General features: G+C 71.0%; 18 protein-coding genes. 12 read left to right on the top strand and 6 right to left on the bottom strand.

Annotated elements, in window-relative coordinates; genetic code table 11:
• Positions 1-249: 249 nt before the first annotated feature.
• Together AB0B64_RS44100 and AB0B64_RS44095 are read right to left on the bottom strand one after the other, a co-directional pair.
• Entirely contained in the window at positions 250-1674 is a 1425-nt protein-coding gene (locus AB0B64_RS44100; protein ID WP_357951888.1) for a wax ester/triacylglycerol synthase family O-acyltransferase, read from the bottom strand.
• A gap of 31 nt (positions 1675-1705) precedes the next feature.
• Positions 1706-2758, bottom strand: coding sequence for a winged helix DNA-binding domain-containing protein (locus AB0B64_RS44095; protein ID WP_358186250.1), 1053 nt, complete (start codon positions 2756-2758; stop codon positions 1706-1708).
• Between the two features lie 9 nt (positions 2759-2767).
• On the opposite strand from AB0B64_RS44095, the gene AB0B64_RS44090 reads away from it, so the two are divergent.
• Positions 2768-3997: a cysteine desulfurase-like protein gene (locus tag AB0B64_RS44090; RefSeq protein ID WP_358186246.1), complete on the top strand. Its 1230-nt coding sequence runs from the start codon at positions 2768-2770 to the stop codon at positions 3995-3997.
• 21 nt (positions 3998-4018) lie between these two features.
• Positions 4019-4990, top strand: a complete 972-nt coding sequence (locus tag AB0B64_RS44085) for a tyrosine-type recombinase/integrase (protein WP_357951882.1) — start codon at positions 4019-4021, stop codon at positions 4988-4990.
• Between the two features lie 61 nt (positions 4991-5051).
• Here AB0B64_RS44085 and AB0B64_RS44080 read toward each other — a convergent pair whose 3' ends face one another.
• Positions 5052-5402 carry a hypothetical protein gene (locus AB0B64_RS44080; protein WP_357951881.1) on the bottom strand — a complete coding sequence of 117 codons (351 nt, stop codon included), beginning with the start codon at positions 5400-5402 and terminating at the stop codon, positions 5052-5054.
• Between the two features lie 114 nt (positions 5403-5516).
• Entirely contained in the window at positions 5517-7493 is a 1977-nt protein-coding gene (locus AB0B64_RS44075) for an AAA family ATPase (protein ID WP_358186239.1), read from the bottom strand.
• Positions 7494-7554: 61 nt separating this feature from the next.
• Here AB0B64_RS44075 and AB0B64_RS44070 point away from each other — a divergent pair, with 61 nt between their 5' ends.
• From AB0B64_RS44070 to AB0B64_RS44040, 7 genes are all read left to right on the top strand, one after another.
• On the top strand, positions 7555-8166 hold the full coding sequence (locus tag AB0B64_RS44070) for a TetR family transcriptional regulator (protein WP_357951878.1): 612 nt from the start codon (positions 7555-7557) through the stop codon (positions 8164-8166).
• An 8-nt stretch (positions 8167-8174) separates the two neighbouring features.
• On the top strand, positions 8175-10283 hold the full coding sequence (locus AB0B64_RS44065; protein ID WP_358186232.1) for a polysaccharide lyase family 8 super-sandwich domain-containing protein: 2109 nt from the start codon (positions 8175-8177) through the stop codon (positions 10281-10283).
• Between the two features lie 39 nt (positions 10284-10322).
• Complete coding sequence (locus AB0B64_RS44060) at positions 10323-10847, top strand: PadR family transcriptional regulator (RefSeq protein ID WP_358186228.1); 525 nt, start codon at positions 10323-10325, stop codon at positions 10845-10847.
• A 218-nt stretch (positions 10848-11065) separates the two neighbouring features.
• Positions 11066-11809: a siderophore-interacting protein gene (locus AB0B64_RS44055; RefSeq protein WP_358186225.1), complete on the top strand. Its 744-nt coding sequence runs from the start codon at positions 11066-11068 to the stop codon at positions 11807-11809.
• A 108-nt stretch (positions 11810-11917) separates the two neighbouring features.
• The gene (locus AB0B64_RS44050) at positions 11918-12514 is read left to right on the top strand and encodes a CoA pyrophosphatase (protein ID WP_358186220.1); all 597 of its coding nucleotides are present in this window, start codon (positions 11918-11920) and stop codon (positions 12512-12514) included.
• A gap of 248 nt (positions 12515-12762) precedes the next feature.
• The gene (locus AB0B64_RS44045; protein ID WP_357951870.1) at positions 12763-13422 is read left to right on the top strand and encodes a lysophospholipid acyltransferase family protein; all 660 of its coding nucleotides are present in this window, start codon (positions 12763-12765) and stop codon (positions 13420-13422) included.
• 47 nt (positions 13423-13469) lie between these two features.
• A complete protein-coding gene (locus AB0B64_RS44040) occupies positions 13470-15074 on the top strand; it encodes a penicillin-binding transpeptidase domain-containing protein (RefSeq protein WP_358186211.1) in 1605 nt (534 codons plus the stop codon).
• An 81-nt stretch (positions 15075-15155) separates the two neighbouring features.
• Here the strand turns inward: AB0B64_RS44040 and AB0B64_RS44035 are convergent, their stop codons facing one another.
• Together AB0B64_RS44035 and AB0B64_RS44030 are read right to left on the bottom strand one after the other, a co-directional pair.
• Entirely contained in the window at positions 15156-15851 is a 696-nt protein-coding gene (locus AB0B64_RS44035) for a PadR family transcriptional regulator (RefSeq protein ID WP_357951868.1), read from the bottom strand.
• A gap of 235 nt (positions 15852-16086) precedes the next feature.
• Positions 16087-16368, bottom strand: coding sequence for a DUF3040 domain-containing protein (locus AB0B64_RS44030; protein ID WP_357951866.1), 282 nt, complete (start codon positions 16366-16368; stop codon positions 16087-16089).
• Between the two features lie 133 nt (positions 16369-16501).
• Between AB0B64_RS44030 and AB0B64_RS44025 the strand changes: the two genes are divergently transcribed.
• The 3 genes from AB0B64_RS44025 to AB0B64_RS44015 all read left to right on the top strand — a co-directional run bounded on the left by AB0B64_RS44025 (position 16502) and on the right by AB0B64_RS44015 (position 20247).
• Positions 16502-17560: an Rv2578c family radical SAM protein gene (locus AB0B64_RS44025; RefSeq protein WP_358186203.1), complete on the top strand. Its 1059-nt coding sequence runs from the start codon at positions 16502-16504 to the stop codon at positions 17558-17560.
• A 315-nt stretch (positions 17561-17875) separates the two neighbouring features.
• Positions 17876-20005: a GTP-binding protein gene (locus AB0B64_RS44020; RefSeq protein ID WP_358186198.1), complete on the top strand. Its 2130-nt coding sequence runs from the start codon at positions 17876-17878 to the stop codon at positions 20003-20005.
• 113 nt (positions 20006-20118) lie between these two features.
• Positions 20119-20247, top strand: a complete 129-nt coding sequence (locus tag AB0B64_RS44015; RefSeq protein ID WP_357951861.1) for a hypothetical protein — start codon at positions 20119-20121, stop codon at positions 20245-20247.
• Positions 20248-20271: the final 24 nt, after the last annotated feature.

Genomic DNA, 20271 nt, shown 5'->3' with positions numbered 1-20271 from the left:
GGGGGCGAAGATGGCCATCATCGGTTACTTCCCGCGCGCGGGTGATTCGGCACCTGTCCGTCGTAAGAGGTTCGCCGTGGCCGCGCGCGGCAGGGCGAGAGTGAACTCGCCGCCATACTCGTTAAGGCGACGAGACGCGTGTCCGGCCTCAGTCCCACCATCGTCTTCCACGCTACCCGCTGCCCGGCCATGCTCGGCGCCCGCCCGGCGACCGGTAAAAGCCGCCGGTAGAAAACGGGGCAGCGTGCGCTATTGCGGCAGGTTCCGTTCCGCGTTGAGCAGTTCGTCCAGCGCCCCGCGCAGATCGTCGGCGAGCTCCCACGCGTCGGGCACCATCTCCCGGTCGGTGACCACGCCGATGTCCAGGGAGCCGTCGTAGGAGAAGGCGGTGATGTTCACCCCGCCGCTCACGTCGGTGATCACCGAGACCGGGTAGTGGGTGAGCAGCCGGGCGCCGCACACGTACAGGGGGAACTGCGGGCCCGGTACGTTCGAGATGGCCACGTTGATGGGCGGCGCGGTCTGCCCGACCAGGCCGAACGCCGATCTGGAGGCCAGCCCCATGAGGGCGGCGGGCATCGACTCGCTCAGCTCGCGCAGCCACCGCGCGGGCGCCAGCGAGAACCTGTCCTTGATCCGCTGCATGGCGAGCCGCACCTGCTGCAGCCGCGCCACGGGATCCTCGAGGTGGACGGCCAGCGGCGCCGTCATGAACGTCACCTGGTTGCCGCCCGTCCCCGCCTCCCGCAGCGAGAACGGCACCCCGGCGATCAGCGGCTGACGCGGGACGCCGCCGTGCGCGGCCAGCCACCGGCGCAGCGCGCCCGCGCACACGGCCATCACCACGTCGTTCACCGTCACCCCGAACGCCTTGCGCACCTGCTTGATCTCCTCCAGCGGCAGCGAGACGAACGCGAAGCGCCGATGCTCGGAGACCGGCCCGCTGAACGGCGTCTTGGGCGCGGGCAGCGACGGCAGTTCCGGGGCCTGCCCGGAGCCGGCGACCCGGCGGGCCAGCCCCGACACCATCCGGCTGCCCGGCAGCGACGACACGACGGGGATCTCGTCCAGGTGCGGCATCGCCCGGGCGGCGAAGCGCACCGCCTGCGCCGGATTGCCGGCCAGCCTGGCGAGCCCGCGCAGGACCATCTCGGCCGCTCCCGGCGGCTCCGAGTCGCGCTCGGGCGCGACCGCGGGCGCCGGCGCGGGTATGGGGCCCACGTCGAGGAGGGCGGCCAGTACGTCGGCGCCGCCGATGCCGTCCACGGCCGCGTGATGGATCTTGGTGTAGAGCCCCATGCGGCCGCCGGACAGGCCGTGGATCAGGTAGATCTCCCACAGCGGCCGGCGGCGGTCCAGGCGGCGGGCGTGCAGCCGGGACACCTGGTCGGCCAGCTGCCGGTCGTCGCCGGGCGGCGGCAGCCCGATCTCCCGTACGTGATAGTCGAGGTCGAGGTCGTCCTCCTGCACCCAGTAGGGGTGGTCCAGCCCGAGGGGCACGAACGCGAGCTTGCGCCGCAACGCGGGCACGTACGGCAGGCGCCGTTCCAGCAGGGCCTGGAGGTCGGCGCGGTTGAGATCGCCGTCCAGGATGGCCAGGCCGGCGATGTTGGCGATGTTCGTCGCCGTCTCGAAATGGAGAAACTGGGCATCCAGGGCGGTCAGCTGCGGCATGGCTCATACCTCCGCCCCGAACAAATCAGAATCAGCTCATTACTTCAAGTGAGCGGGCCTCCGCGTCCGGCTCGGCGAAGGCCAGCAGGGCCATCGCCTCCTCCTCCAGCGCCTCGGTCGGCACCGGGGTGAAGGGCGTGAGGAGCAGCTTGGCCTTCTTACCCGTGCGCCTGATCTGCCAGGTCCCGGCCACGAAGCCGTCGACCAGGTAGGTGGCGCGGACGCGCAGGTTCTTGGTGACGACCTCGCCGCGGTGCTCCTCGGCCAGCACGCGGGTACGGTCGGCGTGGCCGAGCATCAGATTGTCGAAGTCGGGCAGGAATCTGACCGGCGCCGGCAGGTCCCCCTCCGGCCTGGGCGCCTCGGGCAGGTCGAACAGCTCCCGGCCGCGCTCGTCCACCAGCACCTCCAGCCGGTCGCGCATGCCGTTCAGCACGGCCTTGAGCCCGCTCAGCCCCGACCACGTCTGCATGTCGGCGGCGGTGGCCGGCCCGAACGCGGCCAGGTACCGCTCGACGAGCGTCCCGATGTCCGGCTCCGCGGCGAGCTCGATGCCCGGCAGGGCGAAGGCGGCCTCGCGCGGGAAGCTCCACCGGTCCTCGGTCGGCACCATGATCAACGGGACCATCATGCGCACCGCGTAGCCGAGCGCCCGGTCGTAGGCGCCCGGGAACTCCCTCTCCAGCCTCGGCCGCAGTTCGTTGAACGTGTGCGGCCCCTCGGCCAGCAGCCGCTCCGCCGCTACCGCGACGGCGGCGAAGTCGACCTCCGGGAAGCGGCGCGCCGCGGCGGCGAGCAGCGGCTGTAACAGGGGCCGGAACTCGGCGAAGTCCGCCGCGGTCACCAGGTGCAGGGTGGCGCGCATCATGGTGGCGCGCACGAGCGTCCGCGCGCGCAGCGCCGCGTGCAGGTCGGCGCGGGCGAACCCGTCGAGCCGGGTCCACAGTCCCAGGTACGGCGGGCGCGGCTCCTGCGCCTGCAGCCCGGCCAGGCGGTGCACGACGGCGGCCACGCCGCCCTGGTGGCGGCGCAAAAGATGCTGCCGCGCCAAGGTGGCCCGGTTGAGCTCTCTCAGGGTGAGCATGAACACATCATGCCCTTTGCCACTAAATTTCCGGTCGCTAAATTCCCTGTTCAATCGGTACGCGCGACCTATCCCGCGCTGGACGACGGCCACGCCTATCTCGACGGCGCGGCGGGCACTCAGGTCCCGCAGTCGGTGATCGACGCCATCGTGAGCGCCTACCGTACGGGTATCGGCAACGCGGGCGGCGCCTTCGAGGCCAGCCACCGCGCCGACGAGATCGTGGCGGCCTGCCGCGCGGCCGTGGCCGACCTGGTCGGCGGCCTGCCGGACGGGGTGATCCTCGGGCCGAACATGACGACGCTGACCTATCGCCTGGCCGGCGCGCTGGCCCTGGGCTGGGGCCCCGGCGACGAGGTGGTGGTCTCGCGGCTCGACCACGACGCCAATGTACGGCCCTGGATACAGCTCGCCACGCGCGCCGGGGCGACGATCCGCTGGGCCGAGGTGGACCCGGCGACCGGGGAGCTGCCGGTGGAGCAGTACACGAACCTGATCGGCGAGCGTACCAAGCTGGTGGCGGTGACCGCCGCGAGCAACGTGCTGGGCACCCGCCCGGACGTTGCCGCGATCACCACGCTGGCACACGCGGCGGGGGCGCTGACCTACGTGGACGGCGTGCACGCCACCGCGCACGGCCCCGTAGACATCGCGGAGCTGGGCGCCGACTTCTACGCCACCAGCGCCTACAAGTGGTCGGGCCCGCACATCGGCGCGGTCATCGCCGATCCGGCGCTGCTGGAGACGATCAGACCGGACAAGCTGGCCTCCTCCCCCGACACCGTGCCGGATCGCTTCGAGTGGGGCACGTCCCCCTTCGCCGATCTGGCCGGCGTGACTGCCGCGGTGAACCACCTGGCCACCATGGTCCCCGGCACCGGGACGCGCAGGGAGCGGCTGCTCACCTCGCTGTCCGCGGCCGAGGTGTACGAGCAGGAGCTGTTCGCCGTGCTGATCGCGGGCCTGGAGGCGATGCCGCACGTCACGTTGTACGGCAAGCCCGCCAGGCGTACCTCGACCGCCTACTTCACCGTCGCCGGGCGCACCCCTCGCGAGGTCGCGGAGGCGCTGGCCGCGCGCCGCGTGAACGTGTGGAACGGTCACAACTACGCCTGGGAGCTGACCGGCGCGCTGGGCATCCGCGACTCCGGCAGCGCGGTGCGGGTCGGGCTGGTGCACTACAACGACCATTCTGACGTCGACCGCCTGCTGAAGGCCGTGACCCGCCTCGAAGAGTGATCCCGGGGCTAAGATCGCCGGGTGAGCCTGCCCGCCGTACCGGGCCTGCCGACCACGCTCGTCGAGCCGGCCCGCGACCCCTATCACGTCTATCTCGACTCGCTGACCAGCCCCGAGTCGCGCCGCACGATGCGCGGCTGCCTCGACCGGCTGGCCCGCCTGCTCACCGGCGACGAGGCGGCCAGCGGCGCGGGCCAACCGTGGCATCTGCTGCGTTACGAGCACACGGTACGCATTCGCACCCTGCTGACCGATCAAGGCTGGTCGGCGGCCTACGTCAACAAGCACCTGGTGGCGCTGCGCCGGGTGCTGAAGGAGGCGTGGCGGCTCGGGCAGAGCAGCGCGGAGGACTACGCGCGCGCCTCCGACCTGGCTCCGGTACGCCAGAGCCGCCTGCCCACCGGTCACCACGTGCCACCGGAGGTCGTGGGGGCGGCCCTGTCGGCCTGCGACGACTCACCCGCCGGGATCCGCGACGCGGCACTGATCGCGGTGCTCTACTCCACCGGCTGCCGCCGCGCCGAGATCGGCGGCCTGTCGCTGTCCGACTACGACCCTGGCGCCCGCTCGCTCCGGGTCCGCGGCAAGCGCGACAAAGAGCGGATGGTCTACCTGACGACCGACGCGATCGGGCTGGTCGAGCGGTGGCTGGCGGTGCGGGGCGATGAGGCGGGCGCGTTGTTCAGCCCGATCAGCAGGATGGGCCGCGTACGGATGCGCGAGGGCCGCCCCGTCGGGCTGACCGGGCAGGGCATCGCCGACATCCTGGCAAGGCGGCTGGGCGAGGCGGGGGCGTCCCGGCGTACGGCGCACGACTTCCGTCGCACCTTCATCGGCGAGTTGCTGGACGCGGGCGTCGACCTGGCCACCGCCCAGGCGCTGGTCGGCCACTCGTCACCGGCGACCACGGCCCGCTACGACCGCCGCCCGGAGAAGACCCGCCGCGAGGCCGTCGACCGGCTCCGCCTGCCGGCCGCGCGACCGCTCCGCTGAACCTTCCAGGTGCTGTCCCTGCCCACCGTCCTGGCCGGGCGGCAGGCAGGGGACGGCGGGATCAGGTGTTCATGTTGGACACCACGATGTAGCCGATGACCATGCCGAGGATCATCGCCACACCCGAGGTGACCGCGGCCCACTTGCCCAGCGTCTCGCCGCGCGTGTGGCCCGCGATGCCCAGCCCGATCCCGGCCAGGCCGAACAGAATAGGGATGAACAGCAGGGATATCGCCGCGCAGACGAACGCGATGATCGACAGCAACTGCCCGGCCGACTTCTGGCCGGACTGCGCGTACGGCGCCTGCTCGTAGGGGGGCGGAGGCGGCGGCCCGGGGGGCGGCTGCTGCGCCCACTGGGCCTCACGGCGGGACGGATCGTCGCCCGGGGGCTGATCCTGGGGGGAGGTCACGATCTGGGCTCCTCTCGAGAACACAACCAAGTCGGCGGCCCGTTCCTGACGTGAGGCCATCACACACCGTGTCGGTCGTCCTGTCGAGCGGATCAGGCTACGACATCTGGTAATTCAGGTGATTTCGGGGGCTGTAAAGACATCGAGAGGTAGCGGCCGGGAGTGCACCACATCCAGCCGGGAGACCGCGCGGGTGAGCGCGACGTACAGGCGGTTGAGGCCGCGCGCCTCGGCCTCGACGATGGCGGCGGGCTCGGCCAGCACCACGTGGTCGTACTCCAGGCCCTTGGCCATCGAGGCGGGCACCACGCTCAGCCGCTCGCCGATGTCGAGGCCGCCGTTCCAGAGGGCGTCGGTGAGCGGGCCGGCGTCGGCGTCGGCCGCGATGACGCCGATCGACCCCTCGAAGGTCAGCGCCTCACGGGCGGCCGCGACGACCCCCTTCTCCAGCTCGGTCACCTCGGTGACGAGCAGCCTGCCGTCGGTGCGGTACGACGTGGTGGCGGGCACGTCCACGTCGAGCGCCGCCAGCAGCCGGTTGGCCGGGCCGACCACCACCGCGGGCACCCGGAACCCGGTCGTCAGCGCGACGATCCCGGCCTCCGGCTTGCCGAGCAGTTCCAGGTGCCGCGGCCAGGACACGGCCGCCCATGGCGTGGTGCCCTGCGCCAGGTCGCCGAGCACGGTGATCGAGCCGTGCTCGCTGCGCCTGGCCACCGCCCTGCACTGCATCGGCGACAGGTCCTGCGCCTCGTCCACGATGACGTGGCCGTAGCCGCGCGGCCGTTCCAGCAGCCCGGCGATCTCGTCGAGCAGCACCAGGTCGGCCTCGGACCACTTGGCGCTCTTGTAGCCGCGCGGCGGCCGGGCCCAGGTGATGGCCGCCCGTTCGTCGGCCGTCAGGATCGGGGCGGCCGGTTCCGGGTCGCTCAGCAGCGCGCACAGGAGCTCCTCGGGGCGTACGGCCGGCCAGATCTCATCCAGGAACGGCGTGAGCGCCTTGCCGATCTTGCGCGTCCAGACGGCGTTGCCCGTGTGACCGCGCAGCTCGGCCTGGCGCCGCATCAGCTCGGTGATCCGGGCGCGCACCCGTTCACGCCCGATCGCGTACGGCATGGCCTCGCGCCGCGTGTCGTCGACGATGCGGCGCAGTTCGTCCTCGCCGACCCGCCACCGGTAGGAGCCGTCGGCGACGGCGACGGGTTCGACCGGTTTGCCGATGCGCCCGTACAGGGCCTTGCGCAAAACCTCGGCCATCCGCGCGTCGTGCTTGACCAGCGCGGCGGCCGGGCTGTCGGTGGCCGTGACCGCGACCGTGCCCAGCAGCCGCTCCAGCGTGGTCTGCTCGACGTCGACCTCGCCCAGCGCGGGCAGCACCGCCGAGATGTATCCGAGGAAGGCCCGGTTGGGACCCAGCACCAGCACCCCCGAGCGCTCCAGCCGCTGCCGGTGCGCGTACAGCAGGAACGCCGCCCGGTGCAGGCCGACGGCCGTCTTGCCGGTGCCAGGTGCGCCCTGCACGCAGATCGACTCCTCCAGCCCGGCACGGACCAGGTCGTCCTGCTCGGGCTGGATGGTGGCGACGATGTCGCGCATCGGGCCGACGCGCGGCCGTTCGATCTCGGCGGCCAGGATCCGGCTCTCGGTCTCCTGGCCTTGGGCGAGCCGTTCGTCCTCGAATGACGTGAGCGTGGTGCCGGCCCAGCCGAATCGGCGGCGTACCTCGACGCCCAGCGGGTCGCGGGCGCTGGCCCGGTAGAACGCCCGAGAGACGGGCGCCCGCCAGTCGATGACCACCGGCGGGCCGCCGTGCTCGCCGGTGATGTGCCGCCGGCCGATGTGGTAGCTGCGCCCCCGGTGCTCGGCGGAATCGCCGCCGAAGTCGAGCCGTCCGAAGAACGGCGGGCCCTCGGGCTCCTCGCTCAGCTCCTTGGCCAGGCTCTTGAGGTGGCGGCCGAGCCGTTCGGCGCTGTAGCGGTCGCCCGCCACGCTCTCGCCGACGATCACGTTGTCCCGTGCCGCGTCGAGCATCCTGCGCAGCCCGGCTCCGCACTGTTCGACGTATCGCCTCTCCTCGTCGAGCGTGGTCATTCCACCTCCAGTAAACTCGGTTAATACTTTTACCAGGTTAACACTTTGGTAGAGTGGCCTCATGACAGGACTTCGGCAGTTGCAGAGGGAACACGTGCGCGAGGCCATCTCCACGGCGGCCATCTCGCTCTTCCTGGCGCGTGGTTTCGACGAGGTCCCCGTCACCGAGATCGCCGCCGCCGCGCGGGTGTCGAAGCCGACACTGTTCAAGTACTTCCCGGCCAAGGAGGACCTCGTCCTGCACCGCATCAGCGACCACCAGGGCGAGTTCGCGCGGGTGGTGCGGCAGCGCACGGCCGGCGAGCATCCGCTGACGGCGCTGCACCGGCACTTCCTCGACGCCCTGGCCCGGCACGACCCGGTCACCGGGCTGAACGACCAGCCAGAGGTGATCGCCTTTCGCCGCATGGTGTTCGGCACGCCCAGCGTGGCCGCCCGCCTGCTGCATCACATGTCGATGGATGAGGACGCCCTGACCGCCGCGCTCGCGGAGGCCCCGGAGATCCCCGACGCCCTCACCGCCTCGCTGCTGGCGGCGCAGGTGCTGGCCGCGCACCGGGTACTGGCCAGGTACAACTGGCAGTCCCTGGCCGACGGGCGCGCGCTGGCGGAAGTAGAGCCGGAGGCCGTACACCGCGCCGACCGCGCCTTCGCCCTGCTGCGCCACGATTGAGGAGCGACATGCCAGATCTCGAAACGGCCGTCGCCACGGCCCTCGAAACGGCCAGGGGCCGGCTGCGGCACGAACTGCTGGACACTGCCTCCGGCACCACCGCAGTCGGCGCGGCCACCGGCCTGGCCGACCCGGCCCTTCTAACCGGCCCCATCCCCGGCCTCCCGACCAGCCTTGTCGCCAACCCACCGGCCGGTCCCGGCGCCGACGGGCCCACTCCTCTGGTGAACCGGCTCGGGGCTGATGGCACTTGGCCGGACCTCGACTACGCCGACCGGGGCGACGGCCGGAACTGGGCACCGCTGGAACACCTGTCCAGGACCCTCTCCCTGGCGCTCTCCCCGCAGCACCATCCCAGCGCGCTCACCGCCCTGGACGCCTGGCGCCGCCGCGGGCCGCGCAGCGCCAACTGGTGGTACAACGAGATCGCCGCTCCCCAACTGGCCGGAGACGCCCTCCTGCTACTCGCCGACCGGCTCGACCCGGCCGAGCGCACGGCCTGGGGCACCTGGCTCGCGGGCTGCGCGGGCCATGGGGAGATGACCGGCCAGAACCTCGTCTGGACCCAGGCGGTCGTCCTGCGCCACGGCCTGCTGGTGGACGACGCCGACCTGGTCTCCTCGGCGGTCGCGCGGATGGCGACGACCCTGCGGCCGACCCACGGCGAGGGCATCCAGGACGACTTCAGCTTCCACCAGCACGGCGCGCAGCTCTACTCCGGCGGCTACGGCTTCGCGCTGGCCGCCGACCTGGGCTTGTGGATCTATGTGGTGTACGGCACGCCGTGGGCGTTCGGCGGCACCGAGGTGAGCTTCTTCACCGACTTCCTGCTGGAGGGCCTGCAGTGGGCGATACACGGGGGCGTCTTCGACTTCACCACCATGGGCCGCAACATCACCCGAGCGGACGCCCACCGACCCACCCCCGACCTGCGAACCGCGATCCGCCGCCTGCGCGTGTCCGGCGCGCCCCGGCAGGCCGAACTGGCGGCGTTCGAACAACGCCTGGCCGAGGCCGAACAACCGACCGCGGAACGCACTGCCGGGACCACTGCGGAGCCCGCTCCCAACTCCACTCCCGGGGCCACTGCAGGACCCGCTCCCGGGTCCAGTGCCGGGTCCAAGGCGTCACGGCTCCCTACCGGGACCGAAGGCGTACAGCCCGCTGCCAGGACCGAGGCCGCACGACCCGCTGCCGGGCCCGTTGGGTGTCGTTATTACCCACGTTCCGACTACCTCGTGCACCGGCGGCCCGGCTGGTCGGTGTCGGTGCGCATGTCGTCCACCCGTACCGCGCCCACCGAGAGCATGAACGGCGAGAACCTGCGTGGCCGCCACCTCGGCGACGGCGTCGCCCCCATCCGGGTCGGCGACGGGCCGGAGGACGGCTACCGGGGGGTCATCCCACTGTGGGACTGGGCGCGCCTGCCCGGTGTGACCGCCGAGCAACCCCCCGACCCGGCGGCGCTCCTCCCCCGTCCCAACGACCGGCACGGCGCGTCACCGGACGTCGGCGGCTGGACGGACGGCCACCACGGCATGGCCGTGATGCGCCTGGCGGGGACCGACCGGATCACGGACGGCTGGAAGGCGTGGTTCTGCTTCGACGACGTCTTCGTCGCGCTGGGGGCCGGGATCACCGCGCCGTCGGCCGCGTACAGGGTGGTGACGACGATCGACCAGCGCCTGGCAACCGGCCCGTTGACGATCGGCCCGTTGGCCACCGGGCCGAGGACCACCGGGCCGAGGACCACCGGGCCCTTCGTGCATCAGGGGCAGATCGGTTACCTGCCGCTGTCCGACCGGGAGCCCCTTTCGGCGCGGGTGGAGCGCCGGAGCGGCAGTTGGGCGGACATCACCGCGACCGGGTCCACCGCGACGCTGGCCGCCGAGGTGTTCACCGTCGGCTTCGACCACGGCCCGCGGCCGGCCGACGCCACGTACGCGTGCCTGGTCCTGCCCGGCGCGGACGCGGCGGCCACGGCCGCGCGCTGGGCGGACCCCGGTGTCACCGTCCTGTCCAACACTCCCCTGCTGCAGTCGGTCCGCTGCGACCACAGCGGCGTGACCCTCACCGCCCGCCACGACGCACGGGGGCTGGCCTTGACGCGGAGCTGAGGTTTACTTAGTTATATCGTTCGATATAGCATCCGAGCCATGATGAACGCACGCCGCGCGCCCGGCGGAGGCGGTCTCGGGCCGACCGGGCGCTTCTTCGGGCCCGGTGAGCTGCGCCTGGCGATCCTGGCCCTGCTCGCCGAGCAGCCCGGCCACGGCTATCAGGTGATGAACCGCCTCGCCGACCGGTTCAACGGGACGTACGAGCCCAGCGCGGGCTCCATCTACCCCACGCTGCAGATGCTGGAGGACGAGGGCCTCGTCCGGGTCGAGGCGGACGAGGGCCGCAAGGTGCACCACATCACCGAGGCGGGCCAGAGCGTGGTCGGTGAGCAGGCCGAGGAGATCGACCGGCTCTGGGCGCGGGCGGCCAGCCGGGGCGAATGGGGGATGTTCCGCGAGCCCGAGGCGGCCGAGATCATCGGCCCGGCCCTGCGCCTGGTGAAGGCCGCGGTCAAGACGCTCGCCCACGTGCACGGCGATCCCCGGGTGGTCGACGAGATCCAGACGATCTTCATCGAGGCCCGCCGCCGGATCGAGCAGCTGGACCCCCGCCGCCGCTGACCATCCGCGCTCAGCTTCACAGGTCCGCGCTCAGCCCGGCCACAGGTCCGCACACAGCCCGCCCGCGCGTTCTCGCTCAGCCCGTACGCACACAGCCCGTACACACACAGCCCGCACGCACTTAGCCCGTACGCGCGCAGCGGCCCGTACGCGCTTAGCGCGTAGACGCGCAGCCCGTACGCACTAAGCCCGCGTCCGCACTCAGCAAGGAGTTGGAAATGAAGACGACCATCACCCGCGCGCTGCGCGACCGGCTGTTCGTCGTCGGGGAGGTGTTGGAGACCGAGCAGGTGACGCCGCGTATGCGGAAGGTCAGGATCGGCGGCGAGGCCCTGAGCGGGCTGAAGTGGACCCCCGGCCAGCACGTCCGGCTGGCGGTCAACGACATCTTCGCCGCCCGTACGTGGTTACGGGGCGAGATCACCGACGCCCTGCGTACGTACTCGATCTGGCACCACGACCCCAGCTGGCAGACCATCGAGCTGATCGGCTTCGACCACGGCGGCGACGGACCGGGCACGACCTGGATCAGGAACGCCCACCCCGGCCAGGAGATCGCCTTCACCAAGCCGGAAGGCAGCCTCGTGGTACGCCCCGCGCCCTACCATCTGTTCGCCGGGGAGGAGACGGCGTCGGTCGCGTTCGGCGCGATGCTGCGCGCGCTGCCGCTGGGCGAGACGGTGTTCGGGGCCGTGGAGGCCGATGGGCCCGGTGACCATCTGGACCTGCCGCGCGAGCTCACCCGGGTCTGCCGCGACGGAGCGTCCGCCGCGAGCTCCGAGCTGCTGGTGGAGGCCGTCAGGAAGCTCGACCTGCCGGACGAGCCCGGGGTGGCCTACCTCGCCGGGGAGGCCCGGACGATCCAGGCCGTCCGCGCGCATCTCGTACGCGAACGGGGCTGGCAGCGCGGGGACGTCCGGACGAAGCCCTTCTGGACGCCCGGCAAGCGCGGACTCGACTGACACCTTCCGGACGCCCGGCAAGCGCCGTCTCGAGACACCTTCCGGACGCCCGGCAAGCGCCGTCTCGAATGACATAGGTGGATATAGCGGGCGTGAGATCCTGTGCTGGTGCTTCCTCCGATCGATGAGTTGCGTGAGCTGGTCGCCACCCGCCTGACCGCCTTCGACCGCCGGGAGGTGCCGCCGGCCGAGGGGGTGCGCCGGGCCGCCGTGACGGTGTGCGTGCTCAGGGACCCGGCCGGCCTGCCGTACATGATCCTCATCAGGCGGGCGCCTCGCGGACGCAATCCCGGGCAGTGGGCGCTGCCGGGCGGGCGGCTCGACGACGGCGAGCAGCCTGTCGAGGCGGCGCTGCGGGAGCTGGCCGAGGAGACGGCCGTCACCGGTGTCGAGGTGGCGGGGCTGCTCGACGACTTCGTCACCGACTCGGGGTTCGTCATCACGCCGGTGGTGGCCTTCGGCGGGGAGCAGCGGCCGGTCGCCGACGCGCACGAGGTAGCCTCGGTGCACGCGGTGCCGCTGGAGCGGTTCCTGGCGCCGGGGGTACCGCGCTGGCGCGGCGGGCTGCTGCAGATGCCGCTGGGGCCCTCGATCGTCGTCCACGCGCCGACGGGGGCGATTTTGTGGCAGTTCGCGGAGGTCGCTCTGCGTGGCCGTGAGCTGCGGGTCTTCGACGTCGCCCAGCCACACTGGACCAGAACCTGACCGTTTCTTTTAGGCCGGTGGAATACGTGCCGCCGGATGTCCGTTAGCATCGAATGGCCGATGTGGTCTGTGTCCCCCGGGCCGCAAATTACCGCCTTCACGGAATACCGTTCGGCTGGAGCCGTGTTGTGCATCTCGCCGAGGAGGCGACCGCCACATCGGCCTTAGGCTTTTCAGGCGCCCCGGTTCCGGCCGGGGCGCCTGCTCTAGGGTGGGTGGCCGGACCGCCGATCATCCAGGAGAGCCCGTTGCTATATGAAGTGGTCAAGTTCGCCGCTACGCCGATCGCCCATGCGATGTGCCGCCCGCACATCTCCGGCGCGGCGCACGTGCCGAGGACGGGACCGGCGATTCTCGCCGCCAACCACTTGTCGGTGCTCGACTCCTACCTGCTGCCCGCGCTCCTGCCGCGGCACGTGACGTTCGCCGCCAAGAAGGAATACTTCTCCGGCAACCCGGTCTCCGGCTGGTTCATGCGCCTGGGCGGCAGCCTGCCCACCGACCGCGACAGCGCGCACGCCGCGCAGGAGATGCTGGACGCCGCCGCCGACCTGCTGGACCGCGGCGAGTTGTTCGGCATCCACCCCGAGGGCACCCGCTCCCCCGACGGCCGCCTCTACCGCGGCAAGATCGGCGTGGCCTGGCTGGCGCTCAAGACGGGCGCGCCCGTGCTGCCGGTGGCCCTCAGCGGCACCGAACGCGTGCTGCCGGTCGGCGCCAAGGTGCCGCGCCCGGCCAGGATCGGCATCACGATCGGCGCGCCAATGCGGTTCGAGGGCGACCACAGCAAGGCCCGCGACCGCCGCCGGGTGACCGACGAGATCATGGCCGCGATCCGGGAGCTGTCCGGCCAGGAGTACGTGCCGACCTATGCGTCGAGCTTCAAAGCTGCCAGCAATATGTCCTAATTTGTCGCTAAGCTCTGCAACCTGTCGATGACCATGGGGGCTGACCAGTGGCGCGTGGCCGCACCATCGCGATCGTGTCCTGCGTCACCGTGCTGGCGGCGGGGGCCGCTGCCGGTGGCGCGTACTACGTGCTTCATACGAGAGGCACACCCGCCGAGACGGCGCGGCTCTTCGCCGCCGCCTGGCAGTCGGGTGACAAGGCGGCCATGAGCGCCACGCTGGCCGCGCCGCAGCAACTGACGGCGTACGACCAGATGCGCACCGGCCTCGCGGTCGAGTCGACCTCGGTCAAGCTCGGCACCGTCACCAAGTCCGGCGACGACCGGGCCCACGTGCCGTACACCACGACCTTGAAGCTGAAGAACATCGGCGACTGGACCTACGAGGGACAGATCGACCTGAAGGTGGCCGATCGCGCCTGGAAGGTCGACTGGACGCCCAAGACCCTGCACCCGTCGCTGACCGCCGGCGCCACGTTCGCGCTCAAGACGCGCTGGCCCGACCGGGCGAAGATCACCGACGCCGACGGCGGCCGCATCGACGACGGCTCGGCCGGCGGGTCGGTGCAACAGCTCGTCGGCTACCTCGAGAAGGCGACCAAGAAGGACGTGGCCAAGCTCGGCTCCTCCTACCAGGTCGGCCAGGCCATCGGCCGGGACGGGCTGCAGGCGACGTTCCAGAAGCAGCTGGCCGGCACCCCGGCGACCGAGATCAAGGTCGGCGACAAGACGCTGCAGACGATCGAGGGCAGCGAGGGCGAGGATGTGAAGACGACGCTCGACCCGCGCGCGCAGGCCGCGGCGGTCGCCGCCGTCAAGGACGTCAAGAAGCCCACCTCGATGGTCGCGATCAAGCCGAGCACCGGCGAGATCCTGGCCGTGGTCAACAACCAGGGCGGCTTCAACCGGGCGCTCGACGGCCGATACCCGCCGGGCTCGACGTTCAAGGCCGTCACCGCGATCGGGCTGCTGGCGGCCGGGATGTCGCCCGAGGACAAGGTGACCTGCCCGATGTACGCGACGGTGGGCGGGTTGAAGATCCGCAACTCGGAGAAGGAGGAGTTCGGGTCGCTGTCGTTCCTCGACTCCTTCGCGCACTCGTGCAACACCACGTTCGCGCCGCTCGCCGAGACGCGCCTGAGCGCCGACAAGCTGCTCAAGACGGCTGAGGACGTCGGATTCAACCAGCCGCTGAACATCGGGGTGTCGGCCACCAAGGCGAGCTTCCCCAAGGCGGAGTCGGACGCCGAACTGGCCGCCGAATCGTTCGGGCAGGCCAGGATCACGGCCAGTCCGCTGTCGATGGCCTCGGTCGCGGCGGCCATCGCCGACGGCACCTGGCGGCCGCCCACGCTGGTGCCCGACCTGAAGCAGAAGGCGGCCGAACAGCCGCTGCCCGAGGGCGTCAAAACCAACCTGCACGCCATGATGGCCGCCGTCGTCTCCAAGGGCACCGCCAAGGCGTCCGGGCTGCCCTCGGGCACGCTCGGCAAAACGGGCACGGCGGAGTACGGCACCGGCGACAAGCTCAAGACTCATGCCTGGTTCATGGGGTTCAAGGGTGACGTGGCCTTCGCCGTGGTGGTGGAGGGCGGCGGCACCGGGGGCAAGGTCGCGGCCCCGGTGGCGGCCACCTTCCTGCGCCACCTGTGACCCGATCTGCCCGCCTATGCCCGGGCGGTCACATTCCTCTGTGACCGCTTGGGCATCGGGTCACATTCCCCTGTGACCCGATCAGCCCGCCAGGCCGCCTCTGTCCAGTCGGGCTCTTTCCGCCGTGCCGATCTCGTCCGCGTGGCCCCTTGTCGCGGGGCCAGTCGCGACCGGTGCGGGGCGGGTGTTCTGGTGGTAGACCCGCCACTGGTCGATGCCGGGGAACGTGCCGATCGTCAGCTCCGCCAGCAGCGCTCCGGTCCACGCCTCCTCGGCCATGCTCATGGCCAGGGCGTATTCGGACTCGATGAGGAACAGCCGCGGGATCTCGCCGCGCTCGACCTCCAGAGTCTCGCGCTGGACGGCGATCCGGTCACGAAGCAGGGCGAGCCGCCGCCGGAGCAGCGCGGTGACCTCTTCGGGGTCGAGCCCGCCCATCACCGACAGCCCGGCCTCGAACCCCGTCGGCTCCCGTTCAGGAGTCCCCAGAAGCTCGCGCGTCCAGTCCTCGGCCTCCTCGCGGCCGTCGGCGGTGATGCGGTAGACGGTCCGCTCGGGCCGGCCCCCTTGCCGGGCGCTCTGGGTGGCCCTGATCAAACCGTGCTTCTCCAGATTGCGTACCACTGTGTAGAAGGAGCCCCACTTGATGGGCGTCTCGCGGTCTTTACCACGGGCCCGCAGGACGGATGCCATCTCGTACGGATGCATCGGCCGTTCCGCGACCACCGTGAGCACGGCGAGGGCCAGCAGATTGGCCACCCGGCGTCGTTGCGCCACCCACACCATCCTCGTAGACGAATATTCGTGGGCGACTATACGCATGCGAGTATTCCGGGAGCAATAGGACTTGTGTCTCCAGCGGGCGAGATCACGGCCTGCGGGCACGGCACACGGTGTCTGGCATCCGACACACTGCGTCAGGCGTCTACCGCACTGCGCACGGCGTCTCGCGTCTGACGTACGGCGTCTGGCGCACGGGCGTCACAAAACGCCGGATATTTCGGGAGATGCGTTAGAGCGAGGCGGCCAGCGCCAGTGCCGTGGCGGCCTCGTGGCGCAGGACCATGATCAGTAGCGTCGCGACCAGAGTGGCGATCAACAGCCAGCTGATCAGGATGATGACCGTCGAGCGGCGCGGCCTGCGCCGGCGGCCGGACTGCCCGTCGACCTTCTCCTCGCTGCGACGAGCCCGCTCGTTGAACGACTCCAACCTCGCCACAAGTCGCGGATCGTCGTCGACGAGGTGCTGCTCGATCTGCGCCAGCATCCGCTCCTCGTCCTGCGACCAGGCCATGGGTGCACCTCCGGAACGCAAGCTCTGTGCCGGGTTTCTGCCCAACCATGAAGATCATTAGCCCCCGCCCAAGCAGGTAATTGCCACCTCTTTTCATTTGCGATCTTCGTCGAACCTTTGTTCTAATCATGGGATGCGCTGGGACAACCTGCGCCTGGCCGACTCCGGCCGGGACGATCCGGCCGTGCCGCTGTTCGCCCGCGGCGCGGTCACCCGCACGTTCGACACTCCCGAGTTCAAGGGGATGACCTTCTACGAGATCCAGGCCCGCTCGATCATCAACCGGGTGCCGGCGGCCAGCCGGGTCCCGTTCGAGCACACCATCAATCCCTATCGGGGCTGCGGCCACCGCTGCGTCTACTGCTTTGCCCGCAAGACCCACCAATATCTCGACCTCGACGCCGGCGCCGATTTCGACTCGAAGATCGTGGTCAAGGTCAACGCCGCCGAACTGGCCCGCAAGGAGCTGGCGGCGCCGCGCTGGCACGGCGGCCCCATCGCCATGGGCACGAACGTCGACTGTTACCAGAGGGCCGAGGGCCGTTACCAGCTGATGAGGGGCATCCTGGCCGCCCTGCGCGACGCCGCGAATCCGTTCTCGATCCTCACCAAGGGCACGCTCATCCTGCGCGACCTCGACCTGCTGACCGAGGCCGCCGAGGTCACCCAGGTGAGCGCCAGCGTGTCGGTCGGCTTCGTCGACCCCGATGTGTGGCGCTCCGTCGAGCCCGGCACCCCCGCTCCGCGCCGACGACTGGAGGTCTGCGCCACGCTCAACGACCACGGCATCTCCTGCGGTGTGCTGATGGCGCCGATCCTGCCGTACCTCACCGACTCCCCCGACCAGCTCGAACGCACGGTCAAGGAGATCGCCCAGGCGGGCGCCACCCACCTCGCGCCCATCGTCCTGCACCTGCGGCCCGGGGCGCGCGAGTGGTGGCTGGAGTGGCTGTCGCGTGAGCATCCCCGGCTCGTGCCGCGCTACCTGGAGCTGTACGGAAGGGGCGCCTACGCGCCGCAGGCCTACCAGCAGCGCATCACCGACCAGGTCAAGGAGCTGGCCCGACGCCACGGTGTCGGCCGGGCGACCGCGGCTTCAGCCCGCCGCCTCCCGCCTCGTGCTGAGCCCGCTCCACCGGCCCACCCCGAGCCCGCACCACAGGCGCGGCAACTCAGCCTCCCCGGCCTGTGACAGCGCGGCACCTCGACCTCTACGGCTTGCGACGGCGCGCCGGCTCAACCTCTCTGCCTCTGACGGCGCAGGAGCTCGACCTCTCCGGCCCGTGGGGTGCGATCAGCTCTGGGCTCTCCGGCCTGTGACTGCTCGGCCTCTCCGGCCTCTCCGGGCCGGCGAGCGGGTGAGCCGCGAATAATCATTGGCAGCGCGGCCGACGCAGATGACATCATGAGGCCGTTTCTGACGCCGACCAGCAGGAGCATGTAATGCGGTGCCTTCGAGTCTCCCAGCGCCCCATTGGCACGAGAGTTCTCGAGGCTTCGACCACGCATGTACATCCTCAACATCGGCATCCTCGCGCATGTAGACGCGGGTAAGACGAGCCTGACCGAGCGGCTGCTGTTCCAGACCGGCGCGATCGACCGGCTGGGCAGCGTCGACGACGGCAGCACACAGACCGACAGCGGGGCCATCGAGCGGCGCCGCGGCATCACCATCCGCACCGCCGTCGCCTCCTTCACCGTGGGCGACCTACGGGTCAACCTCATCGACACACCCGGCCACGCCGACTTCGTGGCCGAGGTCGAACGCGCGCTCGGCGTGCTCGACGGCGCCGTGCTGGTGCTGTCGGCCGTCGAAGGGGTTCAGCCGCACTCGCGGCTGCTGATGAAGACGCTGCGCAGGCTGCGGGTGCCTACGCTGATCTTCGTCAACAAGATCGACCGGGCCGGGGCCCGGGAGCGGGAGCTGCTGGAGGACATCCGGCGGTGGCTCTCGCCGTACACCGTCGCCTTGAACACCGTCGAGGAGATCGGCGGTCCGGATGCCCGCACGCGCCGCATCATCGGCCCGGACGAGGCGGACGGTTCCGGCGATTCCCTCCTTGGCGGTGAGGCGGTCGGCGGCGAGGTGGCTGAGATGCTGGCCGAGCATGACGACGGCATCCTGGAGTCGCTCGTCGAGGGGCGGGCGCCGAGTGGCCGGCAGGTGTGGGCGGCGATGGCCCGGCAGTGCGCCGACGGAGTGCTGCATCCGGTGCTGTTCGGGTCGGCGATGACCGGGCGGGGTGTCGGCGATCTGCTCCACGGGTTCCGGCTGCTGCCCGCCACGACCATGCCGGACACGCCCGGAGCGAGCACAGCCATAGCGGGCACAGCCATAGCGGGCACGGCCGGGTCAGGCACGCCCAGAGCGAGCACAGCCGTGGCGGGCTCGCCTAAGTCAGGCACGGCCTCGTCGGGTGAGGCGCTCAAAGCGACCGTGTTCGCGATCGAGCGGGGCGCCGCCGGGGAGAAGGTCGCCTATCTGCGGATGCGGTCCGGCGTGCTGCGTGCGCGGCAGCGGGTGCCCTTCCATCGCCTGCGCCGTGACGGGACGGTGGAGGAGTACGGTGGGCGGCCGACCGCGGTACGCGTGGCCGGGTCGGCGGAGTCGCAGGCGGTGGCCGGGGACATCGCGAAGGTGTGGGGCGTGCCCGAGGTCCGGGTCGGCGACCACCTCGGCCTCCCACCAAGCGACCAGCTCAGCACCCCATCAGGCAGCCGCGTCGGCACCCCACCAGACGACCACCTCGACACCGCGCCGGACAGGCGCCTGGGCATCTCACCAGAGGACGCGTCCAAGGGTGGGCACTTCCCTGCGCCCAGTCTGGAGACGGTGGTCAGGCCGCGGGTTCCCGGGCAGGAGGGCCGGCTGCATGCCGCGCTCGCCGCCCTGGCCGAGCAGGATCCGCTGATCGGCACCCGCGCCCTGCCCGGCGGCCAGACGTCGGTCCTGCTCTATGGGGAGGTGCAGAAGGAGGTCATCGCCGAGACGCTGGCCGGGGAGTTCGGGGTGGAGGCGGTGTTCGAGCCGACCCGGCCCGTCTATCTCGAACGGCCCGCGCGCCGGGCGGAGGTCGTCGAGGAGATCGCCCGCCATGGCCGCAACGACTTCGTCGCCACCGTCGGCCTGCGGGTGGAGCCCGCCGCGATCGGGTCCGGTGTCGGATACCGGCTGGGCGTGGATCTGGGGTCGCTGCCGCTGGCCTTCCACCGGGCCATCGAGGACACCGTACGCGACACGCTGTCCGTGGGCCCGCACGGCTGGCCGGTCACCGACCTCCTGGTCACGCTGACCAGGACCGGTTACGACAGCCCGGTCACCACGGCGGCCGACTTCCGGGGGCGGACGACGAACGTGCTGCGGCGGGCGCTGCGCCAGGCGGGCACCCGGGTGTACGAGCCGTGCCACCGCTTCGAACTGGAGGTGCCGCCGGAGTCGCTGAGCGCGGCGACCGTACGGCTGGCGGCGCTGGGCGCCGTGGTGGCCGATGCCGTGCCGCGGGAGGCGGTGTGGCTGGTCAGCGGTGACATCCCGGCCCTGGCGGTGCGCGAGTTCGAGCTGGCGCTGCCCGGCCTGTCGCATGGCGAGGGCGTGTGGTGGTCGCGGCCCTTCGGTGATCGTCCCGCCCGAAGGTAACGATATGTCACCAGTCGTCCGCCGACAGTTACTTCACATGTCGGTTTTCTTCCGGAAATGGGTACTAAGGCGGTTGATGTACTAATCCCACATCATCCGTTCAGGGGGAACCAATGGCACAGACGAACAAGAAGCCGGCCGCCAAGACCGGCAAGACCAAGAAACAGACGATCAAGCCCGCCCGCCAGGACAAGGACGCCAAGGACGCCAAGAAGGAGCCCAAGAAGCCGGACATGGCTTGACGCGGTGAAAGGATCAGGCAGCCG

Origin of the sequence: Nonomuraea sp. NPDC049129, from assembly GCF_040648495.1 — a bacterium.
GTDB lineage: Bacteria > Actinomycetota > Actinomycetes > Streptosporangiales > Streptosporangiaceae > Nonomuraea.
Note: the sequence above shows the minus strand (reverse complement) of the source record. Positions and strands in the feature narration are given on the sequence as shown.

Bases quoted from the DNA above. Each gene is read 5' to 3' on its own strand.
- AB0B64_RS44065 (WP_358186232.1), top strand. From the start codon at position 8,175: ATGCCAGATCTCGAAACGGCCGTCGCCACGGCCCTCGAAACGGCCAGG.
- AB0B64_RS44025 (WP_358186203.1), top strand. From the start codon at position 16,502: ATGCGCTGGGACAACCTGCGCCTGGCCGACTCCGGCCGGGACGATCCG.
- AB0B64_RS44090 (WP_358186246.1), top strand. From the start codon at position 2,768: ATGCCCTTTGCCACTAAATTTCCGGTCGCTAAATTCCCTGTTCAATCG.
- AB0B64_RS44055 (WP_358186225.1), top strand. From the start codon at position 11,066: ATGAAGACGACCATCACCCGCGCGCTGCGCGACCGGCTGTTCGTCGTC.
- AB0B64_RS44015 (WP_357951861.1), top strand. From the start codon at position 20,119: ATGGCACAGACGAACAAGAAGCCGGCCGCCAAGACCGGCAAGACCAAG.
- AB0B64_RS44100 (WP_357951888.1), bottom strand. From the start codon at position 1,674: ATGCCGCAGCTGACCGCCCTGGATGCCCAGTTTCTCCATTTCGAGACG.
- AB0B64_RS44075 (WP_358186239.1), bottom strand. From the start codon at position 7,493: ATGACCACGCTCGACGAGGAGAGGCGATACGTCGAACAGTGCGGAGCC.
- AB0B64_RS44030 (WP_357951866.1), bottom strand. From the start codon at position 16,368: ATGGCCTGGTCGCAGGACGAGGAGCGGATGCTGGCGCAGATCGAGCAG.
- AB0B64_RS44020 (WP_358186198.1), top strand. From the start codon at position 17,876: ATGTACATCCTCAACATCGGCATCCTCGCGCATGTAGACGCGGGTAAG.
- AB0B64_RS44070 (WP_357951878.1), top strand. From the start codon at position 7,555: ATGACAGGACTTCGGCAGTTGCAGAGGGAACACGTGCGCGAGGCCATC.
- AB0B64_RS44060 (WP_358186228.1), top strand. From the start codon at position 10,323: ATGATGAACGCACGCCGCGCGCCCGGCGGAGGCGGTCTCGGGCCGACC.
- AB0B64_RS44095 (WP_358186250.1), bottom strand. From the start codon at position 2,758: ATGCTCACCCTGAGAGAGCTCAACCGGGCCACCTTGGCGCGGCAGCAT.